The sequence below is a fragment of the Dictyoglomus sp. genome, assembly GCF_049968615.1.
In the GTDB taxonomy this organism is placed as follows: Bacteria; Dictyoglomota; Dictyoglomia; order Dictyoglomales; family Dictyoglomaceae; genus Dictyoglomus; species Dictyoglomus turgidum.
Window position 1 is genome coordinate 17,850 of record NZ_JBMFQK010000012.1, and the last position, 24,079, is coordinate 41,928.

General features: G+C 33.2%; 22 protein-coding genes, 2 tRNA genes, 1 other RNA gene, 1 riboswitch and 1 other annotated feature. Of the genes, 6 read left to right on the plus strand and 19 right to left on the minus strand.

The features are described 5' to 3' along the window. From murB to ACP5QL_RS08175, 17 genes are all read right to left on the minus strand, one after another. Positions 1-894 carry a UDP-N-acetylmuramate dehydrogenase gene (murB, locus tag ACP5QL_RS08095; RefSeq protein WP_428126816.1) on the minus strand — a complete coding sequence of 298 codons (894 nt, stop codon included), beginning with the start codon at positions 892-894 and terminating at the stop codon, positions 1-3. After that, positions 869-2,263: a UDP-N-acetylmuramate--L-alanine ligase gene (murC, locus tag ACP5QL_RS08100; protein ID WP_012583606.1), complete on the minus strand. Its 1,395-nt coding sequence runs from the start codon at positions 2,261-2,263 to the stop codon at positions 869-871. The genes murB and murC overlap by 26 nt, the downstream gene beginning before the upstream one ends. Before the next feature lies 1 nt (position 2,264). Beyond that, complete coding sequence (locus tag ACP5QL_RS08105) at positions 2,265-3,347, minus strand: UDP-N-acetylglucosamine--N-acetylmuramyl-(pentapeptide) pyrophosphoryl-undecaprenol N-acetylglucosamine transferase (protein ID WP_428126822.1); 1,083 nt, start codon at positions 3,345-3,347, stop codon at positions 2,265-2,267. Further along, on the minus strand, positions 3,344-4,429 hold the full coding sequence (locus ACP5QL_RS08110; RefSeq protein ID WP_272995597.1) for an FtsW/RodA/SpoVE family cell cycle protein: 1,086 nt from the start codon (positions 4,427-4,429) through the stop codon (positions 3,344-3,346). The genes ACP5QL_RS08105 and ACP5QL_RS08110 overlap by 4 nt, the downstream gene beginning before the upstream one ends. After that, positions 4,416-5,786, minus strand: coding sequence for a UDP-N-acetylmuramoyl-L-alanine--D-glutamate ligase (gene murD, locus ACP5QL_RS08115; protein WP_012583609.1), 1,371 nt, complete (start codon positions 5,784-5,786; stop codon positions 4,416-4,418). The genes ACP5QL_RS08110 and murD overlap by 14 nt, the downstream gene beginning before the upstream one ends. Continuing rightward, positions 5,771-6,694: a phospho-N-acetylmuramoyl-pentapeptide-transferase gene (gene mraY / locus ACP5QL_RS08120; protein ID WP_012583610.1), complete on the minus strand. Its 924-nt coding sequence runs from the start codon at positions 6,692-6,694 to the stop codon at positions 5,771-5,773. The genes murD and mraY overlap by 16 nt, the downstream gene beginning before the upstream one ends. Beyond that, positions 6,691-8,070 (minus strand): UDP-N-acetylmuramoyl-tripeptide--D-alanyl-D-alanine ligase, encoded by a 1,380-nt coding sequence (locus ACP5QL_RS08125; RefSeq protein ID WP_428126832.1) that lies wholly within the window; start codon positions 8,068-8,070, stop codon positions 6,691-6,693. The genes mraY and ACP5QL_RS08125 overlap by 4 nt, the downstream gene beginning before the upstream one ends. Continuing rightward, positions 8,060-9,538: a UDP-N-acetylmuramoyl-L-alanyl-D-glutamate--2,6-diaminopimelate ligase gene (locus tag ACP5QL_RS08130; RefSeq protein WP_428126835.1), complete on the minus strand. Its 1,479-nt coding sequence runs from the start codon at positions 9,536-9,538 to the stop codon at positions 8,060-8,062. The genes ACP5QL_RS08125 and ACP5QL_RS08130 overlap by 11 nt, the downstream gene beginning before the upstream one ends. Further along, positions 9,535-11,082, minus strand: a complete 1,548-nt coding sequence (locus ACP5QL_RS08135) for a peptidoglycan D,D-transpeptidase FtsI family protein (protein ID WP_428126841.1) — start codon at positions 11,080-11,082, stop codon at positions 9,535-9,537. The genes ACP5QL_RS08130 and ACP5QL_RS08135 overlap by 4 nt, the downstream gene beginning before the upstream one ends. A gap of 11 nt (positions 11,083-11,093) precedes the next feature. Beyond that, a complete protein-coding gene (locus tag ACP5QL_RS08140) occupies positions 11,094-11,399 on the minus strand; it encodes a hypothetical protein (protein ID WP_012583614.1) in 306 nt (101 codons plus the stop codon). 2 nt (positions 11,400-11,401) lie between these two features. Beyond that, positions 11,402-12,289: a 16S rRNA (cytosine(1402)-N(4))-methyltransferase RsmH gene (gene rsmH / locus ACP5QL_RS08145; protein ID WP_272995590.1), complete on the minus strand. Its 888-nt coding sequence runs from the start codon at positions 12,287-12,289 to the stop codon at positions 11,402-11,404. Further along, positions 12,277-12,717 carry a division/cell wall cluster transcriptional repressor MraZ gene (gene mraZ / locus ACP5QL_RS08150; RefSeq protein ID WP_012583616.1) on the minus strand — a complete coding sequence of 147 codons (441 nt, stop codon included), beginning with the start codon at positions 12,715-12,717 and terminating at the stop codon, positions 12,277-12,279. Before mraZ ends, rsmH begins: the two co-directional genes overlap by 13 nt. Before the next feature lie 166 nt (positions 12,718-12,883). Continuing rightward, positions 12,884-13,241, minus strand: an RNA gene (rnpB, locus tag ACP5QL_RS08155) — RNase P RNA component class A. 300 nt (positions 13,242-13,541) lie between these two features. Then, on the minus strand, positions 13,542-14,255 hold the full coding sequence (locus ACP5QL_RS08160; RefSeq protein ID WP_428126854.1) for a zinc ribbon domain-containing protein: 714 nt from the start codon (positions 14,253-14,255) through the stop codon (positions 13,542-13,544). 80 nt (positions 14,256-14,335) lie between these two features. Further along, positions 14,336-14,411, minus strand: a tRNA-Val gene (locus tag ACP5QL_RS08165). Positions 14,412-14,439: 28 nt separating this feature from the next. Next, positions 14,440-14,514: transfer RNA gene (locus ACP5QL_RS08170), tRNA-Ile, on the minus strand. Positions 14,515-14,620: 106 nt separating this feature from the next. Then, on the minus strand, positions 14,621-15,973 hold the full coding sequence (locus tag ACP5QL_RS08175) for a TrpB-like pyridoxal phosphate-dependent enzyme (protein WP_012583619.1): 1,353 nt from the start codon (positions 15,971-15,973) through the stop codon (positions 14,621-14,623). A 40-nt stretch (positions 15,974-16,013) separates the two neighbouring features. Continuing rightward, positions 16,014-16,236 (minus strand) — a binding site (T-box leader). Between the two features lie 122 nt (positions 16,237-16,358). Here ACP5QL_RS08175 and cysE point away from each other — a divergent pair. The 6 genes from cysE to ACP5QL_RS08205 all read left to right on the plus strand — a co-directional run bounded on the left by cysE (position 16,359) and on the right by ACP5QL_RS08205 (position 22,583). Next, positions 16,359-17,036, plus strand: a complete 678-nt coding sequence (cysE, locus tag ACP5QL_RS08180) for a serine O-acetyltransferase (protein WP_428126858.1) — start codon at positions 16,359-16,361, stop codon at positions 17,034-17,036. A 20-nt stretch (positions 17,037-17,056) separates the two neighbouring features. Next, positions 17,057-17,166: riboswitch (TPP riboswitch) on the plus strand. A 55-nt stretch (positions 17,167-17,221) separates the two neighbouring features. After that, complete coding sequence (locus ACP5QL_RS08185; protein ID WP_012583621.1) at positions 17,222-18,019, plus strand: energy-coupled thiamine transporter ThiT; 798 nt, start codon at positions 17,222-17,224, stop codon at positions 18,017-18,019. Then, positions 18,012-18,671, plus strand: coding sequence for a thiamine diphosphokinase (locus tag ACP5QL_RS08190; protein ID WP_012583622.1), 660 nt, complete (start codon positions 18,012-18,014; stop codon positions 18,669-18,671). Before ACP5QL_RS08185 ends, ACP5QL_RS08190 begins: the two co-directional genes overlap by 8 nt. A gap of 65 nt (positions 18,672-18,736) precedes the next feature. Beyond that, positions 18,737-21,163 (plus strand): DNA gyrase subunit A, encoded by a 2,427-nt coding sequence (gyrA, locus tag ACP5QL_RS08195; protein WP_012583623.1) that lies wholly within the window; start codon positions 18,737-18,739, stop codon positions 21,161-21,163. After that, positions 21,160-21,576, plus strand: a complete 417-nt coding sequence (locus tag ACP5QL_RS08200; RefSeq protein WP_012583624.1) for an archease — start codon at positions 21,160-21,162, stop codon at positions 21,574-21,576. The genes gyrA and ACP5QL_RS08200 overlap by 4 nt, the downstream gene beginning before the upstream one ends. Before the next feature lie 2 nt (positions 21,577-21,578). Then, complete coding sequence (locus ACP5QL_RS08205) at positions 21,579-22,583, plus strand: DUF933 domain-containing protein (protein ID WP_012583625.1); 1,005 nt, start codon at positions 21,579-21,581, stop codon at positions 22,581-22,583. A gap of 3 nt (positions 22,584-22,586) precedes the next feature. Here the strand turns inward: ACP5QL_RS08205 and ACP5QL_RS08210 are convergent, their stop codons facing one another. After that, complete coding sequence (locus tag ACP5QL_RS08210) at positions 22,587-23,003, minus strand: RrF2 family transcriptional regulator (protein ID WP_428126874.1); 417 nt, start codon at positions 23,001-23,003, stop codon at positions 22,587-22,589. Positions 23,004-23,073: 70 nt separating this feature from the next. Next, positions 23,074-24,063: an alpha/beta hydrolase family protein gene (locus ACP5QL_RS08215; RefSeq protein ID WP_012583627.1), complete on the minus strand. Its 990-nt coding sequence runs from the start codon at positions 24,061-24,063 to the stop codon at positions 23,074-23,076. Positions 24,064-24,079: the final 16 nt, after the last annotated feature.

A 24,079-nucleotide genomic window follows, 5' to 3' on the forward strand; every position in this document is an offset into this window, starting at 1 on the left:
TTACCAAATAATAATCTCTGGCTCCAAATCTATACCATAGGCCTCCTTCACTTTGTCTTTTATAATATTTATAATCTCTAAAACATCCTTACTTCTTGCCCTGCCAACATTTATTATAGTGTTTGCATGCTCATAAGAAACCATAGCATCTCCAATACTAAAGCCTCTAAAACCTAAGTTATCAATAAAATATCCTGCAGGTCCTTCCTTAGGATTTTTAAATACACTCCCAGCAGACGGATATTTAGGAAGCTTTTTACTTCTTTCCTTTATAAAAAACTTAATCTCTTTTAAAGATTCTTCCTTAGGTTTTTCCTCTAATCTTAACAGCACTTTTTTAATAATCCAGTCTTTTGGAATGTTTGAGCTTCTATAATTAAAATTAAGTTCTTTTTTGCCCAAAAACATTTCCTCAAAATGTTCATTTAAAACATAGACTCCCTCTACAAAATCACCTATAGCTTTTCTAAAGGCTCCAGCATTGCCCATCACCGCTCCTCCTATAGTTCCAGGAATACCTATCATAAATTCAAGCCCACCCATATTTTTTTCAACCATAAAAGAGATTAATTTAGAGATTAAGCATCCCGATTCTACTTCCAGATGGCTATTATCTACAAAATTGATTTTCCCCAGGTTCTGATTCAATCTAATTACTGCTCCTTTAATCCCTTCATCAGGTGCAAGAATATTAGTACCTTGTCCCATTACTTTTGTTGGGATATTATTCTCTTTAAGAATTTGAAGAATTAAGATAAGTTCTTCCCAAGAATATGGAATAATGAATAAGTCTACTTTTCCCCCAATCTTAAAAGAGGTATAATGAGATAAATTCACATCTTTATAGATTTTGGATTTAAAATTATATTTATTGAGAATATTCCAAATTAGCATCTTTTCTACCCCGAGCAAGTAAAGCTTCCCCCACTTTCCATACATTTCCAGCCCCAAGAGTAAGTAATAAATCACCTTTTTTCAAAATACTTTTTGCTTTAGATGCTGCCTCAATAATATTATCCACAAGATACACCTCGAGGTTAGGATATTTTTCTCTTATCTCATCATAAATATTTTTACTACTAACACCAGGAATAGGTTTTTCTCCTGCAGAATATATCTCAGTCAAAATAATCACATCACCTAAGGATAAAGCCTCAGCAATCTCTTTGCTTAAGAAATACGTCCTTGTATATCTATGAGGCTGAAAAACTACCACTAACCTTCTATTATAAAGTCGCAATGTTTCTAAGGTAGCCTTTATTTCTGTAGGATGATGTCCATAATCATCAAAGACTAAAATATCATCTTCAATAATCCCCTTAAGCTGAATTCTCCTTTGCACTCCTTGAAATCTTTCAAGAGCTTTGGTGGTTGTCTCAAAATCTAAACCCAAAATCTTTGATACCGCAATAGCAGAAAGAGAATTTAATATGTTATGCTTTCCTGGCACTCTTAACTTTACCCTTCCTAATTTCTCATTTCTAAAATAAACATCAAATTCTGACCCGGAGAGGTTGAGGACTATATTATCTGCTTTAAAATCAGCGTTAGAAAAACCATAAGTGTAATATTCTTTATTTTTAATTTTTCTAATTATATCTCTGACATTTTCACAGTCTAAATTTAAAACTGCAAAACCACCCTTAGGCACCTTTTCTATTACTTTCAAGAATGTATCTTTGATTTTTTCCAAGCTCTTATAATAGTCAAGATGGTCATTATCTATATTGGTAATTACAAGGATATAAGGATCTAATTTTAAAATAGAGCCATCACTTTCGTCTCCTTCAGCCACTAAATATTCTCCATTTCCAAGTTTTGCATTACCTCCTATATCTTCAAGTTCCCCACCTACCAATATAGTAGGGTCTATTTTATTATTCTCAAGTACTAAAGCAATCATAGAGGTTGTTGTAGTCTTTCCATGAGCTCCCCCTACAATTATTGATTTCTTCTCTTTTGTCAAGTCGGCAAGAAGATCACTCCTATGAAGTATAGGAATATTTCTCTCCTTAGCATAAACATATTCCTCATTATCGGGAGGAATAGCAGAAGATATAACTACTAAATCCACATTATTCACATTTTCAGGATTATGCCCTTTATAGATCTTTACCCCTTTAGATTTAAGTCTTATAGTAGAAATATTTTCTTGAATATCAGACCCAGAAACTTCATACCCTCTTTCTACGCATATATATGCTAAAGCACTCATTCCAGTTCCCGCAATACCAATAAAATGGATCCTTTTAGCATTTAACAAATCAATTCCTCCCTTCTAACTTCTCCAAAATAAGATTCCAAAAATTTTCTCTTCCATTAGCAATAGATATTTTTCTACATGCTTCAGATGCTTTAGCAAGTCTATCCTTATTATCCCATTTATCCAAAAGATTAATTAATTTCTCAGAATTTAATTGATTTTCTAAGAGTAACTCCCCTCCACCTACTTTAACTACCACCTCAGCATTATATATCTGATGGTTATCCTTAGCATAAGGATAGGGAATATATATAGCAGGAAGTCCGGCTATCAAGAATTGAGCAATAGTAGTTGCTCCCGCTCTACTTATGGCAAAATCTGACCCACATATAGCAAGTTCCATATTTTTAATAAAAGGCACAGGATTATAACCCTCTTTCGCCCATTCCTCTATGGGTATTCCTTCTATATAACTTACATAGTTTTTTTCTCCTATCTGATGGAGAATTTGCCACCCATTATTTAATAAATAAGGTATAATTTTTTTAACCTCGTAATTTATCTTCATTGACCCCTGACTTCCTCCAGTTATAAGAAGAAGCTTGCGATTTTCATCAAAGCCTAATTCCTTTTTACACCTTGCTTTATCCATTGTCAATAATTCTGTCCTTACAAAATTCCCAGTAAGATAAATTTTATCTTTATCTTTAAAATACTCCCTTGTTTCAGGAAAAGAAACAGCAACCCCTTGAGAAAATCTGTAGAAGAGTTTTGTTACCCTTCCTGGAATCACATTTTGTTCGTGTAAAAAGAAAGGAAGTTTTTTAATAATAGAAGCAACAATTATAGGAACTGTAATGTAACTTCCAAACACAACTAAAATATCAGGTTCTAATTCTCCTAATATCTTTAAAGCATCTTTTATACTCAGGTAATAACTTAGTTTTTTAATATCTGAACTCTTTATAATGTCTAATCCGTAGAAATCATATTTTCCTGCTATTAACTTTTCTTCAAAACTGTTTTTCCTACCTATAAAACTTATTTTCCAATGAGGAGCCCTCTCAGATATATAGTCAGCCATGTTTAAAGCAGGGATCACATGCCCCCCAGTACCACCTGCTACAAACAAAATATTTATCATTTTTTATCACCCAAAATTGCAATTTTCATGAGAAGTCCAACCTGTGCCCAATTAACCATCATGGAAGATCCTCCAAAACTTAAAAAAGGTAATGGAAGTCCCATTACAGGTAGAAAACCCAAGTTCATTAATATATTCAAGATTATCTCTACACACCAATAAACTAAAACCCCCATGCTTAAAAGTCCAGAAAAAACATCGGTCTTTGATGCTTTTATTGATAAATTGAATAAGGTTAACATAAGAAAAAAATACAGCATCAAGATCACTGTACCCGCCATTAAACCTCCTTCTTCATAAATCACAGGCAATAGAAAATCATTATAAGCCTCGGGGATATAAAATTTCAATACACCCCTTCCCCATCCTTTGCCGAAAATTCCGCCATCTTTTATGGCTTTTAGAGCTTGCTCCTGTTGAAAAGTTTTGAAAAAGGGAATGCCTTTATTTAACACTAATCTTTCCTTCCTATATTCTCCTGTTAATATTCCAAAGCTAAATACCAAGGATATTATTAACAACATAACTAAAGCCTGTTTAAAATTCATTTTTGAAACAAATAGTATTACAAAGGTGGATAGGAAGAAAAGAACTATCATGCTCATGTTAGGTTGAAAGTAAAGGACAATGGATATTAAAAGAAGAAAGAGAATAATCCATAAAAATCTTGCACCATCAATTCTCTTTTTTTCACTATTTGAAGATAAAAAGCTTGCTAGAAATATTATCCATGAAAATCTCAAGACTTCTACAGGTTGTATTTGAATAGGACCTATTTCAATCCACCTTGCCACATTTCTTGAAACTTTTCCAAAAGGAGGTATAAAAACTAATATGAGTAAAAAGAGAGAAATAAGCAAAAGTAAAAGAGAGTTTTTGCGCCAAAAATCTAAAGAAAAAGCACTTACAATAAAAGATATTCCAATAGCAAGAGGTAGATAAATAAGTTGATGTTGGAAAAAATAAGAAGAATTATTTAAAGTTAAACTTGCCCATCTCCAACTCGCAGTGTGAATAATGGGAAGACTAAGTAATGATAAAATCAAAGCTAAAATAAATATTAACTTATCATACTTTTTCATTTTTCATTCTCTCAAAAACATCATTAAAAATTTTTCCTCTTTCTTTATAATTTCTAAACATATCAAAACTAGCACAAGCTGGAGAGAGCAGTATTACGTCTCCAGGCTCCGACACTTCGTAAGCTCTCCTTACAGCATCCTCAAGAGAATCTGCAATCACATAAGGAATTTCATACTCCTCAGAAAGCTCCCTCATGATTTCTTTCGTCTCTCCAATTAACACTACTCTCCTTACTTTACTCTTTTTTATATTCTCAAAAAGTTCATGAAAATCAAAATTTTTATTTCTTCCTCCAAGAATAAGTATGATAGGAGAATTTATACTATTAATTGCTGAACTTGTAGACACAGGATTTGTTGCCTTTGAATCATTTACGAAAACTCTTCCGTTGAGCTCTCCAATTCTCTGAAGAGCAAAAGGTATACCTTGAAAATCTTCTCCTGTTTTCTCAATAACCCTTTCTTCTACTCCTAATAATAGTCCTACTAAGGCAGAAGCCATAAAGTTGCTAATCAGTATTCTGTTCCAAATACCTTTTGGAATAGTTAATGAACCATATCTTTCAGATAATTTATAAAACACTTTATTTCTACTCTCATCATAAAATATTCCATCATTTTCATGCTTTTTAAATCCAAAAAATAATTTTTTAACTTTGTAAGGTTTTGCTAAATTAATTATTTCTTCCTGATCATAACTCAGAATTGCATAGTCTTCTTCTTTTTGATTCATAAAAATTCTTGATTTTGCTAACATATACTCATCCATGCTTGAATACCTGTCTAAGTGATCAGGATAAATATTAATAAATAAAGATATAAAAGGTCTAAATTTTTCAATATCCTCCAATTGAAAACTACTTACCTCAAGAACAAAATATCCTTCCTTTAAGTCTTTTACAACACTAATAAAAGGTAAACCAATGTTCCCAGCTACTATATTAGGTATTCCTGCATTCTTTAAAATCTCACCAATTAAAGTGGTAGTAGTGGATTTTCCCTTAGTCCCTGTTATAGCTATTATGGGCACTTTAGCATACCAATATGCAAGTTCAATTTCACTTATAACTTTTATATCCCTTTTTTTAGCCTCGATATATATGGGATTTGTTTTAGGAATTCCTGGACTTATTACAACAAGGTCTATATTCCTTAGTATTTCTATAGGATGCCCTCCAAATATATATAATATATCATTATTTCTGAAGAAATCTAATAAGTTCTTAAAGTCTTCCTCTTCTTTATAATCATTTACTATAACTTTTGCTCCTTCTTCTTTTAGAAATTTTGTTGTACTTATCCCGCTTTCTCCAAGTCCAAGCACCAATACCCTTTTTCCTTTTAAGTCAAATTCCATAAGATTATTCCCCCAATCATCATAATTAGATGAATAATATAAAATCTCCAAACAACTTTTGTTTCTTTCCAACCCTTTAGCTCAAAATGATGATGAAGAGGGCTCATCAAGAAAACTCTCCTTTTCTTCCATTTGTAAAAAAAGACTTGGATAAAAACAGATAATGATTCAATTAAAAATATACCCCCCAAAAACACAAGCAATAACTCAACCTTATTAATGATCGATAGAGACGCAATAAATCCTCCTAAAGCAAAGGCACCTACATCTCCCATAAATATCTCTGCAGGATGAGAATTAAACCACAAAAAGGCAATAAGTGCTGTTATCATTAAAGATATTTCAAGAGTAAGCTCATTATTAAATTGAAAATTATAAATAAGAAAGAAAAACAGAGTTATAAGAGAAGTACCTCCCGCAAGTCCATCAAGACCATCGGTTAAGTTAATAGCATTAGGTACTGCGATGAAAACAACAAAAAAGAGAATTACATAAAAAATCCTTGAGCTTATAATAAGCTTAGATCCCCAATAAATCTTATAATCGTGGAATGAAAATATGTAAAGAAGAAGAGTTATTATGAACGAGAGAAAGATCTTTCTTAAAGGTCTTATACCATAATCTTTATTTACCATAAGTTTAAAATCATCAAGAAGTCCTAATAGTCCAAATAAGATAGTAGAAAGAGACGGAAAAAAAGTCTCTTTAAAAAATAGAAAAGGAATAGAAACTATCAAAAATATTATTCCTCCCATAACAGGAGTTCCTGATTTTTGAAAATGAGATGATGGTCCCTCTTTTCTAATGTATTTACCAATGCCTTTACTTTTTTGAAAATTAATCCAATACTTGAGAATTAATAAAAAAACAAAAAATGCTACAAGACTAGTAAAAAGTATGATATTCATAACTCATCCTCCAAAAATTTGACAAAATTTTCCATATACATTGCTCGAGACCCCTTTACAAGAATAGTATCCCCAGAAAAAAGAGAATTTTTAAGAATACTTTTAATTTCCTCAGGATCTTTAGACCAATATATCCTTTTCTTGTCAAGATTCTGATATGTGTCTAAAGCTTTTCTCATTTCTGGACCATAAAATATAGCCATATCTATATTTCTCTTCAAAACCTCCTCTATTACCTCTCTATGCCCATCAATGCTATGATCTCCAAGCTCCAGCATGTCTCCAAGAAGTACAATCTTTCTTCCTGAACTCTTTAGAAGATCAAGATACTCAATAGCAGTTCTCATAGAGTCAGGGTTAGCGTTATAGGTGTCATCAATAATTACTAAACCATTTTCTTTTCTTTTCAAATTAAGCCTTTGCTTAGGTAAATCAAAATAAAAATCTTTTTCTAAACTATACACACTTTCTGGAGAAATAACCCACAGAACTAATAAGCTCAAAAGGAGATTTCTATATATGTTAAGAGGATAAATCGGCAAGGAAAGTTTTATATCCTTTCCATCCGGAAAGTTAATTTTCAAGAGATAATTTTCTTCATTTTTTTCCACTATCTCCCCTCTAAGATCACTTCTTTCATCAAAACCAAAAGTATATTTCTTAATCTTCAATTTTTCGTAAATCCTCATGGAAAAAGGATCGTCGTTATTCAAAATAGCAACACCATCCTGCTTTATATGCTCAAAAATTTCTGCCTTTGCTTCCATAATTGCTTCCCTTGACCCAAGTCTTCCTATATGAGCCCATCCAATGTTAGTTATTACACCAATATCAGGCTCCGCGATCTTACTCAGTAGACTTATCTCTCCTTTATTCCTCATCGCCATTTCCAATACTAAAAAATCTACATCTTCTTCTGCGTCTAAAATGCTTAAAGGAACACCAATTTCATTATTGAAATTCTCTCTACTCACATAAGTTTTGCCAACTATACTTAAAAGCTTTCCAATTAAATTCTTAGTAGTAGTTTTTCCTGAGCTACCTGTAACGCCAATAACTTTAGTCTTCAATTTTCTTCTATAATAGTTAGCAATATCCTGCAATGCTTTTAAAGTATCCTGAACTCTAATTACAAAAATGTTCCCTTCTACAGCGATTTCACGACTTATTATTATGCCCTTTACACCCTTTAATATGGCATCTTTCACAAAATCATGACCATCGAATTTCTCACCTTTTAATGCAATAAACACTTCATCTTCATTAATATTACGCGTATCAGTACTTATAGAATCTACCTTTTCTCTAATATCCCCTTTTATCAAAACCCCATTAGTAGCTTCTAATATATCTTCTACTGTCAGATCAAGCTTCATTATTTAATCTCTCCAATATATATTTTCTTGCTATTTCCTGATCACTGAAAGGAATCTTTATAGTTCCAATTATTTGATAATCTTCATGCCCTTTACCCGCTATTAAAACCGAGTCATCTTCTTTTGCTATCTCGATAGCCTTTTTGATTGCTTCTTCTCTATTTTCAATCACAAAGTAATCTAATCTTCCTACTCTCTTAATGCCTTTTTCAATTTCTCTTATGATTTTCATAGGATCTTCAGTTCTTGGATTATCAGAGGTAACTATAACCACATCTGCAAGCTTTGCAGATATTTCTCCCATTTTATCTCTTTTTGTAGGATCTCTATCTCCACCACACCCAAAAACTACTATTACCCTCCCCTTAGTAAATTCTTTTATCGTTTGTAAGACATTATAAAGTCCATCGGGGGTATGAGCATAATCTACAATAACATTGAAATTTTGTCCTTCTCTTATAAACTCAAGTCTTCCTTTTACTCCTTTAAAAGTAGAAAGAATCTTAGAAATGTCTTCTAAAGGTTCCCCTAAGCCAATTAGTACTCCCACAGCAAAAAGAATGTTATAAATATTAAACTTCCCTCTCAACTTGGTGTCAATTACAGTGTCCCCCAAAGGAGTCGCTATCTCAAGTATCATACCACTGTTAGTATTTTCATATTTTTTTAAATATATGTCCCCTTCTTCTAGTGATGCCCATAGAACTCTCTTATCGGTTAAATTTATCCTTTTAGTCCATTCATTATCCCTATTTATTACAGCAAAACCCTCATCTTCAAGGTGATCAAATATCTTTAATTTGGCTTGAAAATAATCTTCCATGGTCTTGTGAAAATCAAGATGATCTTGAGTTAAATTAGTAAAAACAACAGCCTTTAAAGACACCCCATCAATTCTCTTTAGAGAAAGAGCATGAGAAGAAACTTCCATAGCTAAAAATTTTACCCCTTTATTTACCATTTTACTTAAAATTTCTTGAAGCTCTTGAGGTTGAGGAGTGGTGAAGTTAGAAGGATAAGATTCTTCATCTATTCTATAATCAATAGTCCCAATTAAGCCTGATTTTAAACCCTTACCTTTCCAATAATGGTATAGTAAGCTTGTGGTAGTAGTTTTTCCATTAGTACCTGTAACTCCCACAATATTTAGGTGTTTAGAAGGAAAATTATAAAAGTACAAAGAGACCTTACTTAACACGTCAAATATTTCTTTTACTCTTATTAAGGCTACGTCTCTTTCAAAATTATCAACCTCTCCCTCAAAAAATACTGCTCTTGCTCCTTTTGATATAGCATCACCTATGTACCTTCTTCCATCGTCTCTCGTGCCAGGAAGAGCAAAAAAGATATTCCCTTCTTTTACCTTCCTTGAGTCCGTAGCTATTCCTGTAATATTCCCATCTAAATATCCCTTAGTTTCAATCACATACTCTCTCACATATTCAACTATTTCTTTTAATTTTCTCAATTTATCATCCTCCCATATATTGCTAATCTTTTAATTATTTCTCTAAAAAGTGGTACTACCGTTTCTGCGGCAAATCTTCCTTTTTTAGGCTCTTCCAACATAATTAGAATACTATATTTTTTATCTTCTAAAAAGATATAGCCTATAAAAAAATGATTGTATATATCTATATATCCCTGAGATGTAGAGACTTGAGCAGTACCAGTTTTACCTGCAATATAATATTTTAAACTTGAAAGATTATTAGCTGTACCTTTCTTTACAACCTCCCTCATCATTTTTAGTACCTCTTCAGAGGTTTCTTTTGAAAAAACCTGTCGGAAAATTTCTCTATGACTTTCTTCCGAAGGTTTTCCAATACCCTTTATTAATCTTAGTTTTAATAAAATTCCATCATTGCCAAAAACGCTTAGAATCCACAACATCTTTAGAGGATTCATAGCAATACCATGACCAAATCCAATAGTTCCCCTATTTACTAAGCTTTTTTCAATATCCGCAACTGTAGCATCCCTATCCACAAATTTAGCATCAATAGGAACAGGATTATTTATACCGAGCAAATCAAAATACTTATTCCAAATCGAATAAGGAATTTTTTTTGCAAGGTGATAAAAGTATATATTACAAGATTTAACAACAGCCTCTTCTAAATTAACTATCCCATGGGGTTCTGTGCATTTAACTTTATATCCGTCACTTATTTCTTCACCTTTACAATAAACAGTCTCTAATGGATCTACCAATTTCTCTTCTAAAGCAATTCCCGCAGTTATGATCTTAAATAAAGATCCAGGCTCATAAAGAGAATATATGGGACACTTTATATTCTGAGAACTATTTATTATTTCTGTTAAGCTTCCATTTGTGTCTATATCGGGAAGAGAGGCTAAGACCAAAATCTCTCCTGTATTAAGATCCATTATTCCAACAAAGCCCCCTTTTGCCTCATATTCTTTAACATAATCCCTAAGATAAAGAGAAACAATTTCTTGAAGATTTTTATCTATAGTAAGATAGATATTTTTACCTTTGTTTAAATAATTATCAAGAAAAGCCTCTAACCCATATAATCCCTGAGAATCTACTCCCACAAAACCCAGTAAATTTGAAGTCCCTATTTTTAAGGGATAGGATCTATAATTTTCTTCTACTACAAAAATCTTTCTTCCATCCACATACTTCTTTATCCTATCATATTCCTTCTCCGAAAGAATTCTTTTAATCCAAATAAAGCTTACCTTTAAATTTAATTTACTAAGAACATCTTTTTTATCTAAATTTAACTCCTTACTCAATAAAGTAGCGATTCTATTCCTTTCTGCATTATTAAGGATAGATGGATTTACTGCCAAGGATTTTCTCTTTATATTAAAGGTTAGTTCATACCCATTTCTATCAAAGATAAGTCCTCTTTCCGAATTTGGAGGAATAAATACTATATTCTCAGGTTTAGAAACCTGAGAATAAATAATAAACCCTTCAACAAAAAACAAGATTAAGATCCAAAATGTGAAAAATATTCTTGCCCTTAATATACTCATTCAATCCATTTCTATTTCTCTAAACTCAAAGCATAATATTTTTCTTTATTTATTTCAGATATTCTTCCATTATAAATTCTAAATTCTACCACATTTTTAGGATAAACAAGTCCCATTTCTAAAGCCTTCTTTTCTATTTTCTTTAGATCTAAATTAGATTGAATATAGTTTTCTAAATATGTTTTCTCTTTCTCTAAAATATCAATCTCGTTAATAACTTTCTTAATTTCACTTCGTAGTGCAGAGACCTTGATATTTAAAAAAACAGTACTTAAAAAAAGGAGAAAAAAGAACAAGATACTTAAAAACTGCTTCAAATTTATTCCCTCCTTTCTCCCACCCTTAATTTGGCACTTCTTGCTCTCCTGTTCTCTCTTATCTCATTAACAGATGGTCTTATTACCTTTTTGTTTACAGGAAAAATCTTATCTGAATGACTTTTAAAAAAGTTTTTAACTACCCTATCCTCTATGGAATGGTAAGTTAGCACCACGATTCTTCCCCTTGGTGCTAAAATAAAGGGAATCTGATCTAAAGCCCTTTTAAGAATATTTACCTCGTCATTCACTACAATTCTTAATGCTTGAAAAACCTTTGTTGCTTCATGCTTTTTTCTTTTAGGTATGACCTCCTCAACTACTTCTAAGAGATCCTTAACGTATACAAATTTTTTCTCTTTTCTTCTCTCAACTATTTTCTTTGCAAGTTTTCTTGAAAGAGGTTCCTCCCCATATTCCCAAAAGAGGTTTGAAAGCTCTAATTCATTGAAACTGTTTAATATGTCTGCTGCAGTTAGAGTAGTATCCTTAGAATATCTCATATCTAAGGGCTCCTCAGGTCGCATAAAGGAAAAGCCCCTTTCACTTTTTTCTATATGAAAGGAGGAAAAACCTAAATCAAACAAAATTGCATCTATGAACGACAATTTCAATTCCTTTAATATCTCCTGAACTTTGTCATATGTGGTATTAAATAATACGAAATTATTTGCTATTTTTCTTAGCCTTTCTCTTGCTAAATTAAGAACTTCCTCGTCTCTGTCTATACCTATAAGAAGTCCTTCTCCTTTTAACTCTCTTAAAATCTCACTACTGTGTCCACCAAGTCCTAAAGTAGCATCTACCACTATTTTTCCTGGAGAAAGTTTCAAATAATGAATAACTTCTTTTAACATTACAGGTTTATGAATGATTTCTATCTCTTCCATAATTCAGACACCTTTTCGTTTATTTCTTTCATACTCTCAAGAATATTCTCTTCCTTATTAAACTCTTCCCATCTCTCTTTAGCCCAGATTTCTATATGTCTTCCAGCCCCTATAATTACTACATCCTTATAAAGCTCAGCATAATCAATTAAAAAAGATGGAATAAGTATTCTGCCTAATTTGTCAGTAGTAACCTGTACCGATCCAGAAAACCAAAACCTACAGAGTCTCCTCATTAAATCATCTGTGGGAGAAAAACTACTAATAATTTCAGAAAAATTATTCCAATCAGTAATAGTATAGATATTCAAACACCTCTCAAAACCCCGGGTAAGATAAAAAGTTTCCCCCAAAAGTTGCCTAAAATTATTTGGAACAATTAGTCTTCCTTTTTCATCAAGTGAGTGATAATACTCCCCAACAAACAATTAATTTTCCCCCATCTTTTACCACTTTTTACCACTTTTTACCACAAGTATAGCATAAGACTTAACAAATAAAAAAAAGAGATTTATAAGGATTAGTCTATATTTGGAGTTAGAGAAATTAATATGATTTAACTTTTGTTTAATTTTTGTTTAATAAAAAAGAGGAGGAAGAAGCAGATCATAAGCCGAATTCTGTTCCCCATATATATGGGGCGGCAACCATCTATCTAGGGCAAGAATTACTTCTTGCCTCAAGCGGCCAACCCGAGGGTCGGCGGGCCACCTCAACCCCTCCTATTTGGCCTTGCACCAGGTGGGGTTTGCCAAGCCAGGAAGGTCACCCTTCCTGCTGGTGAGCTCTTACCTCACCTTTTCACCCTTACCCAAGGCAAAAACCTTGGGCGGTTTATTTTCTGTGGCACTTTCCTTCAGGTCACCCTGACTGGGTATTACCCAGCACCCTGCCCTTTGGTGTTCGGACTTTCCTCGGAATCTCTCGATTCCGCGGTTGCCTGATCTACTTCTTCCTCCTCATATAATTTAGTCCAAGGTACAACCTCAAATCCTCTTAAACCCTCTTTTCTAATGATCTTCCAATAAGGAACATTATAGGTAACTCTTTTCTCATATCCACATTCACAATACATAATTTTCTCTTCAACTCCATCTTCAAAAGGTGTAGGAGCTTTTAATAGTCTATACCTTGTGAGCAAAATTTTCCCGCATTTAGGACATTTAGGCGTTGTAAAGTATTTTATCAGCCTATCTCCAAGGTACAGTATTAACAAAGCCCCTACTATAAGAAGAATTGCTTCCATGTTATATCATTCCACCCATAAAATTCTACCACAATTTGGGCAATTTACAATTTCATTTCTCTTTACCCTTTCAAGAACTACCTTAGGAATGGCTATCTTACATCCTTCACATACATCTCTATTTACCCTTGCTATAGGTTTATAATTTTTTTGTTTTGACAATTTATCAAATTCCTCTAAATCATCAGTAGGAATCTCCTTTCTTTTATCCTCAATTTCTATATGTAAAAGCTCTATCTCATTCTCTACATTTTTTATCTTTTCTTCATATTCCTTCACTTTATTATCAAAGGTTATTTTAGACTCATTAAAAGCTTTCTCCAATTCTTTCTCGGTCTTTGTTTTCTCTTCTAACTCAATCATTAGATTCAAAATTTCGTCCTCAATTTTTGAGATTAAACTCTTTAAATTTTCTATCTCCTTTTCCATATGCATTACTTCCTTAGGGTTTTTTAAAATTAATATTCTCCTTTCTTCATTAGTAAGCTTCTCTTTTAATAAAACCAACTGATCTTCTTTTTCCCTTTGTTGATCTCTTAGCTTTTTAATCTGATCTCTAATATTGATTAGATTTTCTTCTTTCAATTTTATTTCTCCTAATTTTTCATTCTTAAAGATATCAAATTCTGCTTGAAGCCCCTTTAAATTTTTTTCAGATTCTCGGTATTTTAATTGTAAATCTTGTATTTCTAATAATTTTGGAATTAACTCTCTTTTCATACTAACTCCCTTCCTAAAAGAACATAAAGATCCTCGTTTATTTTAGACTATAAAGGAGGAAAAGAAAAGAGTAAAAAAATTGGTGGGCGGAGCAGGATTTGAACCTGCGACCTCCTGCGTGTGAAGCAGGCGCTCTAACCTCTGAGCCATCCGCCCACCACAATAGTTCTTTATATAAAAAAATTGGTGGGCCCGCCAGGATTCGAACCTAGAACCAACCGGTTATGAGCCGGCTGCTCTGCCGTTGAGCTACGGGCCCAACCATCGAAGAAAATTATAATATATTCTTCCCTAAAATTCAAGTGCCCTCTAAATAAAACTCATCGGGGAATGGGCTTTTAGCTTCCATTCCCCGACTTTGGATTTTAGATCTTAGGTAGTTCTTTCAATGCCTCTTCAACCTTATCTTTTGGATAGAAATAGTCTTCAAGTTTTCCAGAAAGATATTGATCATAAGCAGACAAATCAAAGAATCCATGTCCACTCAAATTAAATAATATTACTTTCTTTTCTCCTTTTTCTTTTGCATCTAAAGCCTCATCGATGACAGCTCTAATAGCGTGAGTGGATTCTGGAGCAGGTACAATACCCTCAGTCTTTGCAAAGATCACTCCTGCTTCAAATACTTTTGTCTGGGGATAAGCTACAGCTTCTATGTACCCATGGTGATATAAAGCACTAACCAAAGGAGCCATACCATGATAACGAAGTCCTCCAGCATGTATAGCAGGAGGTATAAAATTATGCCCCAAGGTATACATTTTGAGAAGAGGAGTCATCTTAGCTACATCTCCATAATCATAGGTATAAACTCCCTTAGTCAAACTTGGACATGATTCTGGTTCAACTGCAATAATTCTTATTTTTTTACCTTTAAATTTTTCTCTTATAAAAGGAAAAGAAATACCTGCAAAATTGCTTCCTCCTCCTACACAACCTATAACTACATCAGGAAACTCTCCTGCTATCTCCATTTGTAATAAAGCCTCTTCTCCTATCACAGTTTGATGAAGTAAGACATGATTTAATACACTACCAAGGGAATATTTTGTATCATCCCTTTTAACTGCATCTTCCACTGCCTCACTTATAGCAACTCCTAAGGATCCCGGAGAGTCAGGATCTTGTTCTAATATCCTTCTCCCTGACTCAGTATCAGGACTTGGACTTGGTACTACTTTAGCTCCCCAGATCTCCATCAAGGATCTTCTATATGGCTTTTGATAATAACTTACTTTAACCATATAGACTTTACATTCTAACCCAAAGAAATTACAAGCCATAGCAAGAGCTGAGCCCCATTGTCCTGCTCCAGTCTCTGTAGTTAATCTCTTAACCCCTTCAAGCTTGTTATAAAAGGCCTGAGCTACAGCAGTATTTGGCTTATGGCTTCCAGGAGGGCTTACTCCCTCGTATTTATAATATATATGAGCTGGAGTATCCAAATATTTCTCTAAATTAAGAGCCCTATACAAAGGAGTTGGTCTCCATAACTTGTATATTTTCCTTACTTCTTCGGGAATTTCAATATATCTCTCTGTACTCACCTCCTGCTTTATAAGCTCCACAGGAAAAATAGGTGCAAGATCCTCAGGTTTTACTGGTTGCAGGGTCACAGGATGATAGACCGGGGGAAGAGGAAAAGGCAGATCAGGAATAATGTTGTACCAATCCTTAGGTATTTTAGACTCGTCAAGAATAAATTTGACCTTTGACATCATTGTACCTCCCCTATAAAAATTTAAGCCTTCTCATCCTGAAAAGGACGAGAAGGCTTACTCTCGCGGTACCACCTTAATGGAGTCTAAAAAGACTCCACTCTTTGCTCTATAACGGGAGCAATACCGTCTTTGGCTACTCAAACCTTTCGCCTCGAAGCTCCGGGGCCCATTCACTATAAACAGGATAGTTAGCTTTCAGCCTCAGACTAACCTCTCTGTAATCCTGTTTTATAGTTACTCTTCCCCTTCACAGCTTTTGCTAATTTCAAATTGCTTTTTTTATTATTATACAACAAAGATTTAAAATTGGATATACTATTGATAATTTTAAAACTATATGTTATTTTTATACCAAAGAAGTATAAATTAGGGTGAAAAAGTAATGAAAAAAATTATTGAAACTATAATTGCGGATTACAAAGCTGTCTTTGAAAAAGACCCAGCAGCAAGAAATTTCTTAGAGGTAATCTTATGCTATCATGGATTTCATGCCATTCTTTTGCATCGTATTGCTCATTTCTTATGGAAATTGAAAATACCTATAATTCCGAGGCTCATATCCAACATAAATAGATTTTTAACAGGAATAGAGATACATCCAGGAGCCAAAATAGGCAAAGGATTTTTTATAGATCACGGTATGGGCGTAGTAATTGGCGAAACCACTGAGATAGGTGACAACGTACTAATTTACCAAGGAGTTACCCTTGGAGGTACAGGTAAAGAAAAAGGAAAAAGGCATCCTACTATAGGAAATAACGTGGTTATAGGAGCTGGAGCAAAGGTTTTAGGCCCTATAACCATAGGAGACAATACCCGAATAGGAGCAGGTTCTGTAGTATTAAAATCTGTACCACCTAATTGTACTGTGGTTGGGGTACCAGGAAGAATTGTAACCCAGGAAGGAAAAAAATTAACCCCTAAGGAGATGTTAGAACATGGTAATATACCTGATCCGGAACTAAGGTTAATAGAAGAATTGAATGCTAAAATAGAAAATCTTGAAAAAAGAATAAATTATTTGGAAAATCTCATCAGAGAAAAAATAAAAGAGATGTGATATAATACACAAAAATTGAAGATGGTTCCCGGGGGAGTCTCTGATCCGAGGCTGAGAGGGTAGCAGGAGCTACCGACCCTTTGAACCTGATCTGGGTAATGCCAGCGTAGGGAAGGGATAAAAAATTTAAGGTTCCCTCCTTATGGCTGGCAGGGAGCCTTAAATTTTTTATGGGAGGTGCTCACATGGAAAGAAAATCTATAAGGATGCTTACTGAAGGTGCCTTAAGTATTGCATTATCTCTTTTACTCTGGTACTTAAGGATAGGAGCTATGCCTCAAGGAGGAAGTATAAGCCTGCAAATGCTTCCTTTATTTATTTTTGCCCTAAGATGGGGATTCGTTCCTGGTTTACTCGTGGGAGTTACTTATGGATTGATTCATTCCTTGCAAGATATGTATGTGGTACATTGGCTCCAATATCTCCTCGACTATCCTATAGCCTTTGGCTTAATTGGACTTTCTGGCATAGTAAAAAACTTAAAAATTTCGAAATTTATTACTTATATAATTGCTGTACTCTTTCTCCTGGGAACAATCTTTTTTGTAGTAAATATATCTTCGGAACTTCCACAAACTCAAACAACTTTAGAAGAGCTAAAAGCGAAACTACAAACTGCTACAGGGGAAGAAAAGTCAAAAATAGAAGAAGATATTAAGGATTTAGAGTTTAAAATCAAATGGTATCCAGTTTCAAGGATTGTATTAATAATAGCAGGAATCTTAGGAACTTTACTCCTTCTTTATGGAGGTTATATAAGAAAAACTCAAGAACCTATAGAACTTGGTGTTTTCATTGGAGGCTTAGGAAGACTTTTTGCTCATTTTCTTTCGGGAATAATTTTCTTTTCCGAATACGCTCCTCCAGGAACTCCAGCATGGATATATTCTCTCATCTACAATCTTTTTGTAGTGGTACCCTCTACCTTTGTATGTTTACCTTTTGTTTTAATAATTATGCAGAGGCTAAGAGAAAATGAATAAAGAAGTTAAAAAAATCTTGATTTTTGTAAACGGAGAAACTAAGATAACTACTTTTGATCTTGATGAAATCCTACCAGTAGATAAAGTAATATGTGCCAATGGAGGAACTAAGATTGCATTAAGGCTTGGAATCTTTCCAAATATTATAGTTGGAGATTTAGATTCAATCACTGAAGATATTGAAAAAAGGCTTGCCAAACACCAAGTTGAGTGGAAAATTTATCCCACTGAAAAAGATGAAACTGATTTAGAACTTGCTATAAGGGAAGCAGTAAAATTTAATCCAAATTCCATATACATCGTAGGGCTTCTAGGAGGACGTATAGATCATACACTTGCCAATATATTTTTCCTTGAAAGAATAAAAGATTTGAATATAGAGCCACATGTTATTGATAGAAAACTTAGGATTTACATTATGAAAGGAGAGGAAGAGAAAACCATCTGGGGGAATAAGGGGGACATTCTCTCCCTTATTCCCCTATCAGAAATAGTAGAAGGGATTTATTTAGAAGGACTTAAATATAGTTTGAATTATGAACCTCTCTACAGAAATCTTACTCGTGGTATAAGTAATGTGTTTACTGATTACCAAGCTAAGATCAGCATACAAAAAGGAACTTTATTGGTTATACATCTATACCAAACCTGAAATTTATGCTAAAATTAAAAGACGTTAGCTTATTTTTTAACCAAGATTAAACAAGAAGGAAAAATATGGCTGAGAAAAGTAAAGTTATCTTAGTTGGTTTAGAAAGAGAAATGGAAAACTCTTACCTTGATTACGCCATGAGCGTAATCGTAGGTAGAGCTCTACCCGATGCAAGAGACGGCTTAAAACCAGTTCAAAGAAGAATCATCTATTCCATGTATGAATCGGGAATACTTCATAATCGACCTTACAGAAAAAGTGCTCATGTAGTAGGTAATGTACTAGGCAGATATCATCCTCATGGAGATGCAGCAGTTTATGAAGCTCTCGTAAGAATGGCACAAGACTTCTCTTTTAGATATCCCCTTATAGATGGTCATGGCAACTTTGGCTCTATAGATGGAGATGAGCCTGCCGCAATGAGATATACAGAGGTTAGACTATCTCCTATAGCCTCTGAGCTGATAGCAGATATCGAAAAAGATGTAGTTGATTTTGTACCTAATTATGATAATTCCTTAAGAGAACCGGTAGTGTTACCTACTAAAATCCCTCAACTTCTTATGAATGGTTCATCGGGAATTGCTGTAGGAATGGCAACAAACATTCCTCCCCACAATTTAGGAGAATTAATTGATGCCCTTTTATATCTTATTGAAAAACCTACAGCTGAAATAGAAGAGCTTCTCAATTTTATAAAAGGGCCTGATTTTCCTACCGGGGGAATAATAATTGGTACTAAGGGAATTAGAGAAAGTTATTTAACAGGTAAAGGAAAATTAACGGTAAGAGGAAAATTAGTCATTGAGGAAACTAAAAAAGGCGATAAAAACATAATAATCAAAGAAATACCGTACATGGTGAACAAATCAAATCTCCTCACTCAGATAGCCGAATTAGTTCAAGAGAAAAAAATAACTGGAATAAAAGATTTAAGAGACGAATCCGACAGGCACGGAATAAGAGTCGTTATTGAGCTTAAAAAAGATGCTGATCCTAAAATCGTTATAAATCAACTATACAAGCATACTCAACTTCAAACAACCTTTGGAGTTATAATGCTTGCCATATTGGACGGACAACCAAAGATTTTTAATTTAAAAGAGCTACTAACTATATTCCTTGAACATAGAAAAGATGTAGTTATAAGAAGAACTAAATATGATTTAGAAAAAGCAAAGGCAAGAGCTCACATATTAGAAGGTTTACTCATAGCCCTTGATCATCTTGACGAGGTAATCTCAATTATTCGGCAAGCAGAGAACTCAGAAAAGGCGAAAGAGAAGTTAATGTTGAGATTTAAGTTGACCCAAAATCAAGCCCAAGCAATCCTTGACATGAGATTACATCAACTTACAAGACTCGAAAAAGAAAGATTAATGGAAGAGATGAAGCAAATAAAGGAAAATATATCAATTCTTGAAAGAATATTAAAAGACGAAAAAGAACTTTGGCGCGTTATTTCTGAAGAGTTAAAGGAGATAAAGAAAAAATATGCTGATGAGAGAAAAACTTCTATAGAGGAAGAAGAAAAAAGCGATATTACTATTGAAGATATTCTGCCTGACAATCCTGAAGTGATATGTATAACTCAAGACGGTTATATTAAAAGACTTCCTTTATCTACATATCAGCTTCAAAGAAGAGGAGGAAAAGGTCTAAATACTCTTGCTAATAATAATGATGATGTAATAACGTCTTTCGTGGTAACTTCTACAAGAAGTACATTATTCCTATTTAGTAATAAAGGTAAAGTCTATTCTATAAAAACCTATGAATTAGATGAAACCTCAAGACAGAGTAAAGGAATAGCCATAAAAGAATATCTTAATATAGAGAACGAAGAAAGAATAACAGAAATAATCTCCCTTAGTGAACTTCCAAAAAATCTCTACTTCTTTTTTATTACATCAAAAGGAATCGTCAAGAAAACTCCTGTAGAAGAATTTGAAAATGTAAGAAAATCAGGAATATATGCTATAAAAATTGGAGAGGGAGATTTTCTTGTAAATGTATTCCTTACCTCAGGAAATAACGAAATAATTATATTTACACGAAAGGGCAATGCCATAAGGTTCCATGAAAAAGACACAAGACCCATGGGTAGAGTAGCCCAAGGAGTTATAGGCATAAAGTTGAGAAAAGACGACTCTGTAATAGGAGGAGTCATACTTCAAGAATCTAAACAGATAGTACTCGTAACCAAATATGGAATTGGAAAAAGGGTTAATCCACAGGAATTTTCAACCCAAAAAAGAGGTGGCATTGGAATAAGAGCAATTAAAATTACATCAAAAACTGGAGATCTTATAGGAGTAAAAAATGTCTCAGAAAATGATGAGATACTAATAAGCACGAAAAAAGGACAGATTATAAGAATTCCAGTAAACAACATTCCTATTCTTTCAAGAAATTCACAAGGAGTTAAGTTGGTAAAACTCAACGAGGATGATAGTGTAGTTAGTATGGATCTGGTGGAAAACGAAACATGAAAAATTATGAACTTTTAGATCATACTGCAGATATAGGAATTATAGTATATGGAGAAACAAAGGAAAAAGCCTTTGAATCAGCTGCTGAAGCAATGTTTGACCTTATGTGCCCCTTAGAAAAAATTCAAGAAAAGGAATGCTTTGATATTGAGGTTGACGGAGAAGATTTAGAATCTCTTTTAGTCACTTGGCTTAACGAACTTCTCTATGTATTTGAAGTACAAAAACTCTTATTTAGAAGGTTTGATGTAACCCTTATTGGACACAATCAACTTATAAGTCATTGTTATGGAGAAAGATTTGACCCTAAAAAACATGAGATAACAAGAGAGATAAAAGCAGTTACCTATAATCTTTTAAAAATAGAACAAAGAGAAGATAAATGGATGATACAGGTGGTATTTGATATATAACTATGGCAAACCTAATTATAGGAGAGTCCCAGTCTGGAAAAACCACATTTTTAAAAGTACTCTCAAAGGGAAGAGCCCATCTTAAATTTTCCGATATTAATGTATGTGCTGTTCCTAAGGAAGACTATAGATTGATTCAACTTTGGAAAACCTTTAATAGTAAATCTATTAATTTCATAAATATGGACTTTATTGATCTTCCTGGAAATGCTAAGCTTTCCTCTCTTACTCCTCAGTTTTATGAAAGAATTCAAAAATCTGAGATACTCTTTTATATAATACCTCTCTTTAGAGAAGATTTGGATATAAAAAATTATACGAATAATGAACAAAATGAAATTATATTGAGAGATTTAGAAATATGTGAAAGACTGTTAAAAAATAGAAAACTTAACATGGCAGAAAAAAGCGTATTAGAAAAAATACAGAAAAATCTTTTAGAGGAAAAACCCTTAAACGAAATTGAACTTAGAGAAGACGAATTAAAAATAATATCTTCTTGGAACTTTATCTCCATAAAACCCATTTTTTATGTAATAAATGTCTCTAACAATCAATTAGAGGATAGTAAATTTATAGAAGAAATTAAAAACAAACTTAAAAACAAAATTTATTTTATATTTCCTGCCCAATTAGAGGAAGAAATAATGGAGCTTTCTGAAGATGAAGTAAAAGAGTATTTATCTATTTATAACCTTAAAGACCCCATAAGGAACCAAGTTCTTGATAAGATTTTTGAATATAATGACCTGATCTCCTTTTTTACAGCTGGAGAAAAGGAAGCCAGAGCATGGAAACTCAAGAAAGGAAGTACCGCATTAGAGGCTGCAGGGACTATCCATTCAGATATAGCTAGAGGTTTTATAAGAGCTGAAGTGATAAGATGGGATGAACTTGTCCAAATAGGAGATTGGAAAAAAGCCTATCAAGAAGGAAAAGTAAGAATTGAAAAGAAAGATTACATAGTGCAGGATGGAGACGTGATTTACATCAGATTCCACGTATAGTTCTTATTTAATCTTTTCTTCTTCCCTTAAGAAGTCAGCAAGGGTGTATTTTGCTAAGGTTTCTTTTAAACTTTTTGTCATCTCCATCCATAAAGGTCTTGTAGGGCAATAAGCCATTTTTTTGCATTTTATCCCATGAAGACAATCTACAAGATTAATCCTACCCTCAAGAGCTTCTACCACGTCAAGAATCTTAATATTTTCAGGGAGCATGTTCAAATAATATCCTCCTTCAGCTCCTACCTCTGCTCTAACATAACCCCTCTGAGAAAGGATCCTCATGATCCTTTCTAAATACCTTAATGGTATCTCCTCAGCTTCTGCTATCTTTCTAACACTTACAGGATTTTCTTCTTTTTGATTTTTAGCAATATAAATCAAAGCTCTTAATCCATATCTTGACCTCGTTGATAATTTCATTTTCTCTACACCTCATAATTCATACTTTTTTAGACATATTTTAACCTTCTATACTAAAAAAGTCAAATTATTATTTACCTTGTAAAATCCTTTTAAGCCAAAAAATAGACTTATTAGCATAAATCTCATGTCCACCATCAAAGAATTCACAATCTATATTTTCAGAAACCCCTAAAAAATCATATACCTCCTTAATTTTTTTAAAAGCAAAAACAGTGCTTTCTATGGGAAAAATAGGATCCTTTTTTCCATGCTCAATAAATAGGAATCTTGGAGCAATAAGAGAAGCTATATCATACATTTCTCCATATTCTAAAATCCCTGGAATATAATTGCATTCACAGTGAGACATTGACAAAATACTATCTCTAAAGGTATTAAGATACCCACTAATCACTGTAGCTTTTATTCTATCGTCAATAGCTGAGGTAAAAAGTGCAGTGGTTCCTCCTCCCGAGATTCCATAAATTCCAATAGCATCGCTTTTTATCTCAAAATTTTCCAAAAAAAGATCAATAGTCCTTATAATATCCCAAACCCTTAATCCTATTAGAGTCTTGCCTTGCATTAAAGCCCAAAAAGCATAAGTTCTACAGGAGCTTTTATCTTCTCTTTCTTCTATATCTTTTTCCTCTCTTCTTTCTCCAAATCCAAGCTGCTCTATAACAAAAGTTAAAAAACCACTTTGAGCAAGTAGAACTCCAAAATTCTTCATATATCCTGAAGAATCCCCAAAAACTGCATCTTTTGCTCCAACTCCATGTCCAGGAACAGCTATTACAAAAGGAGCAGGAAGATTTATTTCAGGAGTTAAAACATAACCTATAACTTCTATATCTTTTGAGGAGTTAAACTTAATTTTTTCCACACAGATATTTCTAAGCTTACTTTTTTCAAGAATCTCTAATTTAAAATCTGAACTTTCAGGAAATTCTCCTAAAATCCTGATCAAGTCCTTCCTAAAATTTGTTTTCCAATCTTCCCATTCTCTAACATTTTTTGCTTTAAATTCATACTTCCTTTCCCTTCCATAAAGCCTCAGAAAGTATTCAAAGTTCATAGTTCCCTCCCTTGAG

What these genes read in the sequence shown, in the direction of transcription:
- murB (WP_428126816.1), bottom strand. Translation starts at nt 894, where the DNA reads ATGCTAATTTGGAATATTCTCAATAAATATAATTTTAAATCCAAAATC.
- murD (WP_012583609.1), bottom strand. Translation starts at nt 5,786, where the DNA reads ATGGAATTTGACTTAAAAGGAAAAAGGGTATTGGTGCTTGGACTTGGA.
- ACP5QL_RS08210 (WP_428126874.1), bottom strand. Translation starts at nt 23,003, where the DNA reads ATGAAATTATCAACGAGGTCAAGATATGGATTAAGAGCTTTGATTTAT.
- ACP5QL_RS08110 (WP_272995597.1), bottom strand. Translation starts at nt 4,429, where the DNA reads ATGAAAAAGTATGATAAGTTAATATTTATTTTAGCTTTGATTTTATCA.
- ACP5QL_RS08135 (WP_428126841.1), bottom strand. Translation starts at nt 11,082, where the DNA reads ATGAGTATATTAAGGGCAAGAATATTTTTCACATTTTGGATCTTAATC.
- ACP5QL_RS08205 (WP_012583625.1), top strand. Translation starts at nt 21,579, where the DNA reads ATGGCAAACCTAATTATAGGAGAGTCCCAGTCTGGAAAAACCACATTT.
- gyrA (WP_012583623.1), top strand. Translation starts at nt 18,737, where the DNA reads ATGGCTGAGAAAAGTAAAGTTATCTTAGTTGGTTTAGAAAGAGAAATG.
- ACP5QL_RS08105 (WP_428126822.1), bottom strand. Translation starts at nt 3,347, where the DNA reads ATGATAAATATTTTGTTTGTAGCAGGTGGTACTGGGGGGCATGTGATC.
- ACP5QL_RS08125 (WP_428126832.1), bottom strand. Translation starts at nt 8,070, where the DNA reads ATGAAGCTTGATCTGACAGTAGAAGATATATTAGAAGCTACTAATGGG.
- ACP5QL_RS08200 (WP_012583624.1), top strand. Translation starts at nt 21,160, where the DNA reads ATGAAAAATTATGAACTTTTAGATCATACTGCAGATATAGGAATTATA.
- ACP5QL_RS08175 (WP_012583619.1), bottom strand. Translation starts at nt 15,973, where the DNA reads ATGTCAAAGGTCAAATTTATTCTTGACGAGTCTAAAATACCTAAGGAT.
- rsmH (WP_272995590.1), bottom strand. Translation starts at nt 12,289, where the DNA reads ATGGAAGAGATAGAAATCATTCATAAACCTGTAATGTTAAAAGAAGTT.
- ACP5QL_RS08160 (WP_428126854.1), bottom strand. Translation starts at nt 14,255, where the DNA reads ATGAAAAGAGAGTTAATTCCAAAATTATTAGAAATACAAGATTTACAA.
- ACP5QL_RS08185 (WP_012583621.1), top strand. Translation starts at nt 17,222, where the DNA reads ATGGAAAGAAAATCTATAAGGATGCTTACTGAAGGTGCCTTAAGTATT.
- mraY (WP_012583610.1), bottom strand. Translation starts at nt 6,694, where the DNA reads ATGAATATCATACTTTTTACTAGTCTTGTAGCATTTTTTGTTTTTTTA.
- cysE (WP_428126858.1), top strand. Translation starts at nt 16,359, where the DNA reads ATGAAAAAAATTATTGAAACTATAATTGCGGATTACAAAGCTGTCTTT.
- ACP5QL_RS08215 (WP_012583627.1), bottom strand. Translation starts at nt 24,063, where the DNA reads ATGAACTTTGAATACTTTCTGAGGCTTTATGGAAGGGAAAGGAAGTAT.
- ACP5QL_RS08190 (WP_012583622.1), top strand. Translation starts at nt 18,012, where the DNA reads ATGAATAAAGAAGTTAAAAAAATCTTGATTTTTGTAAACGGAGAAACT.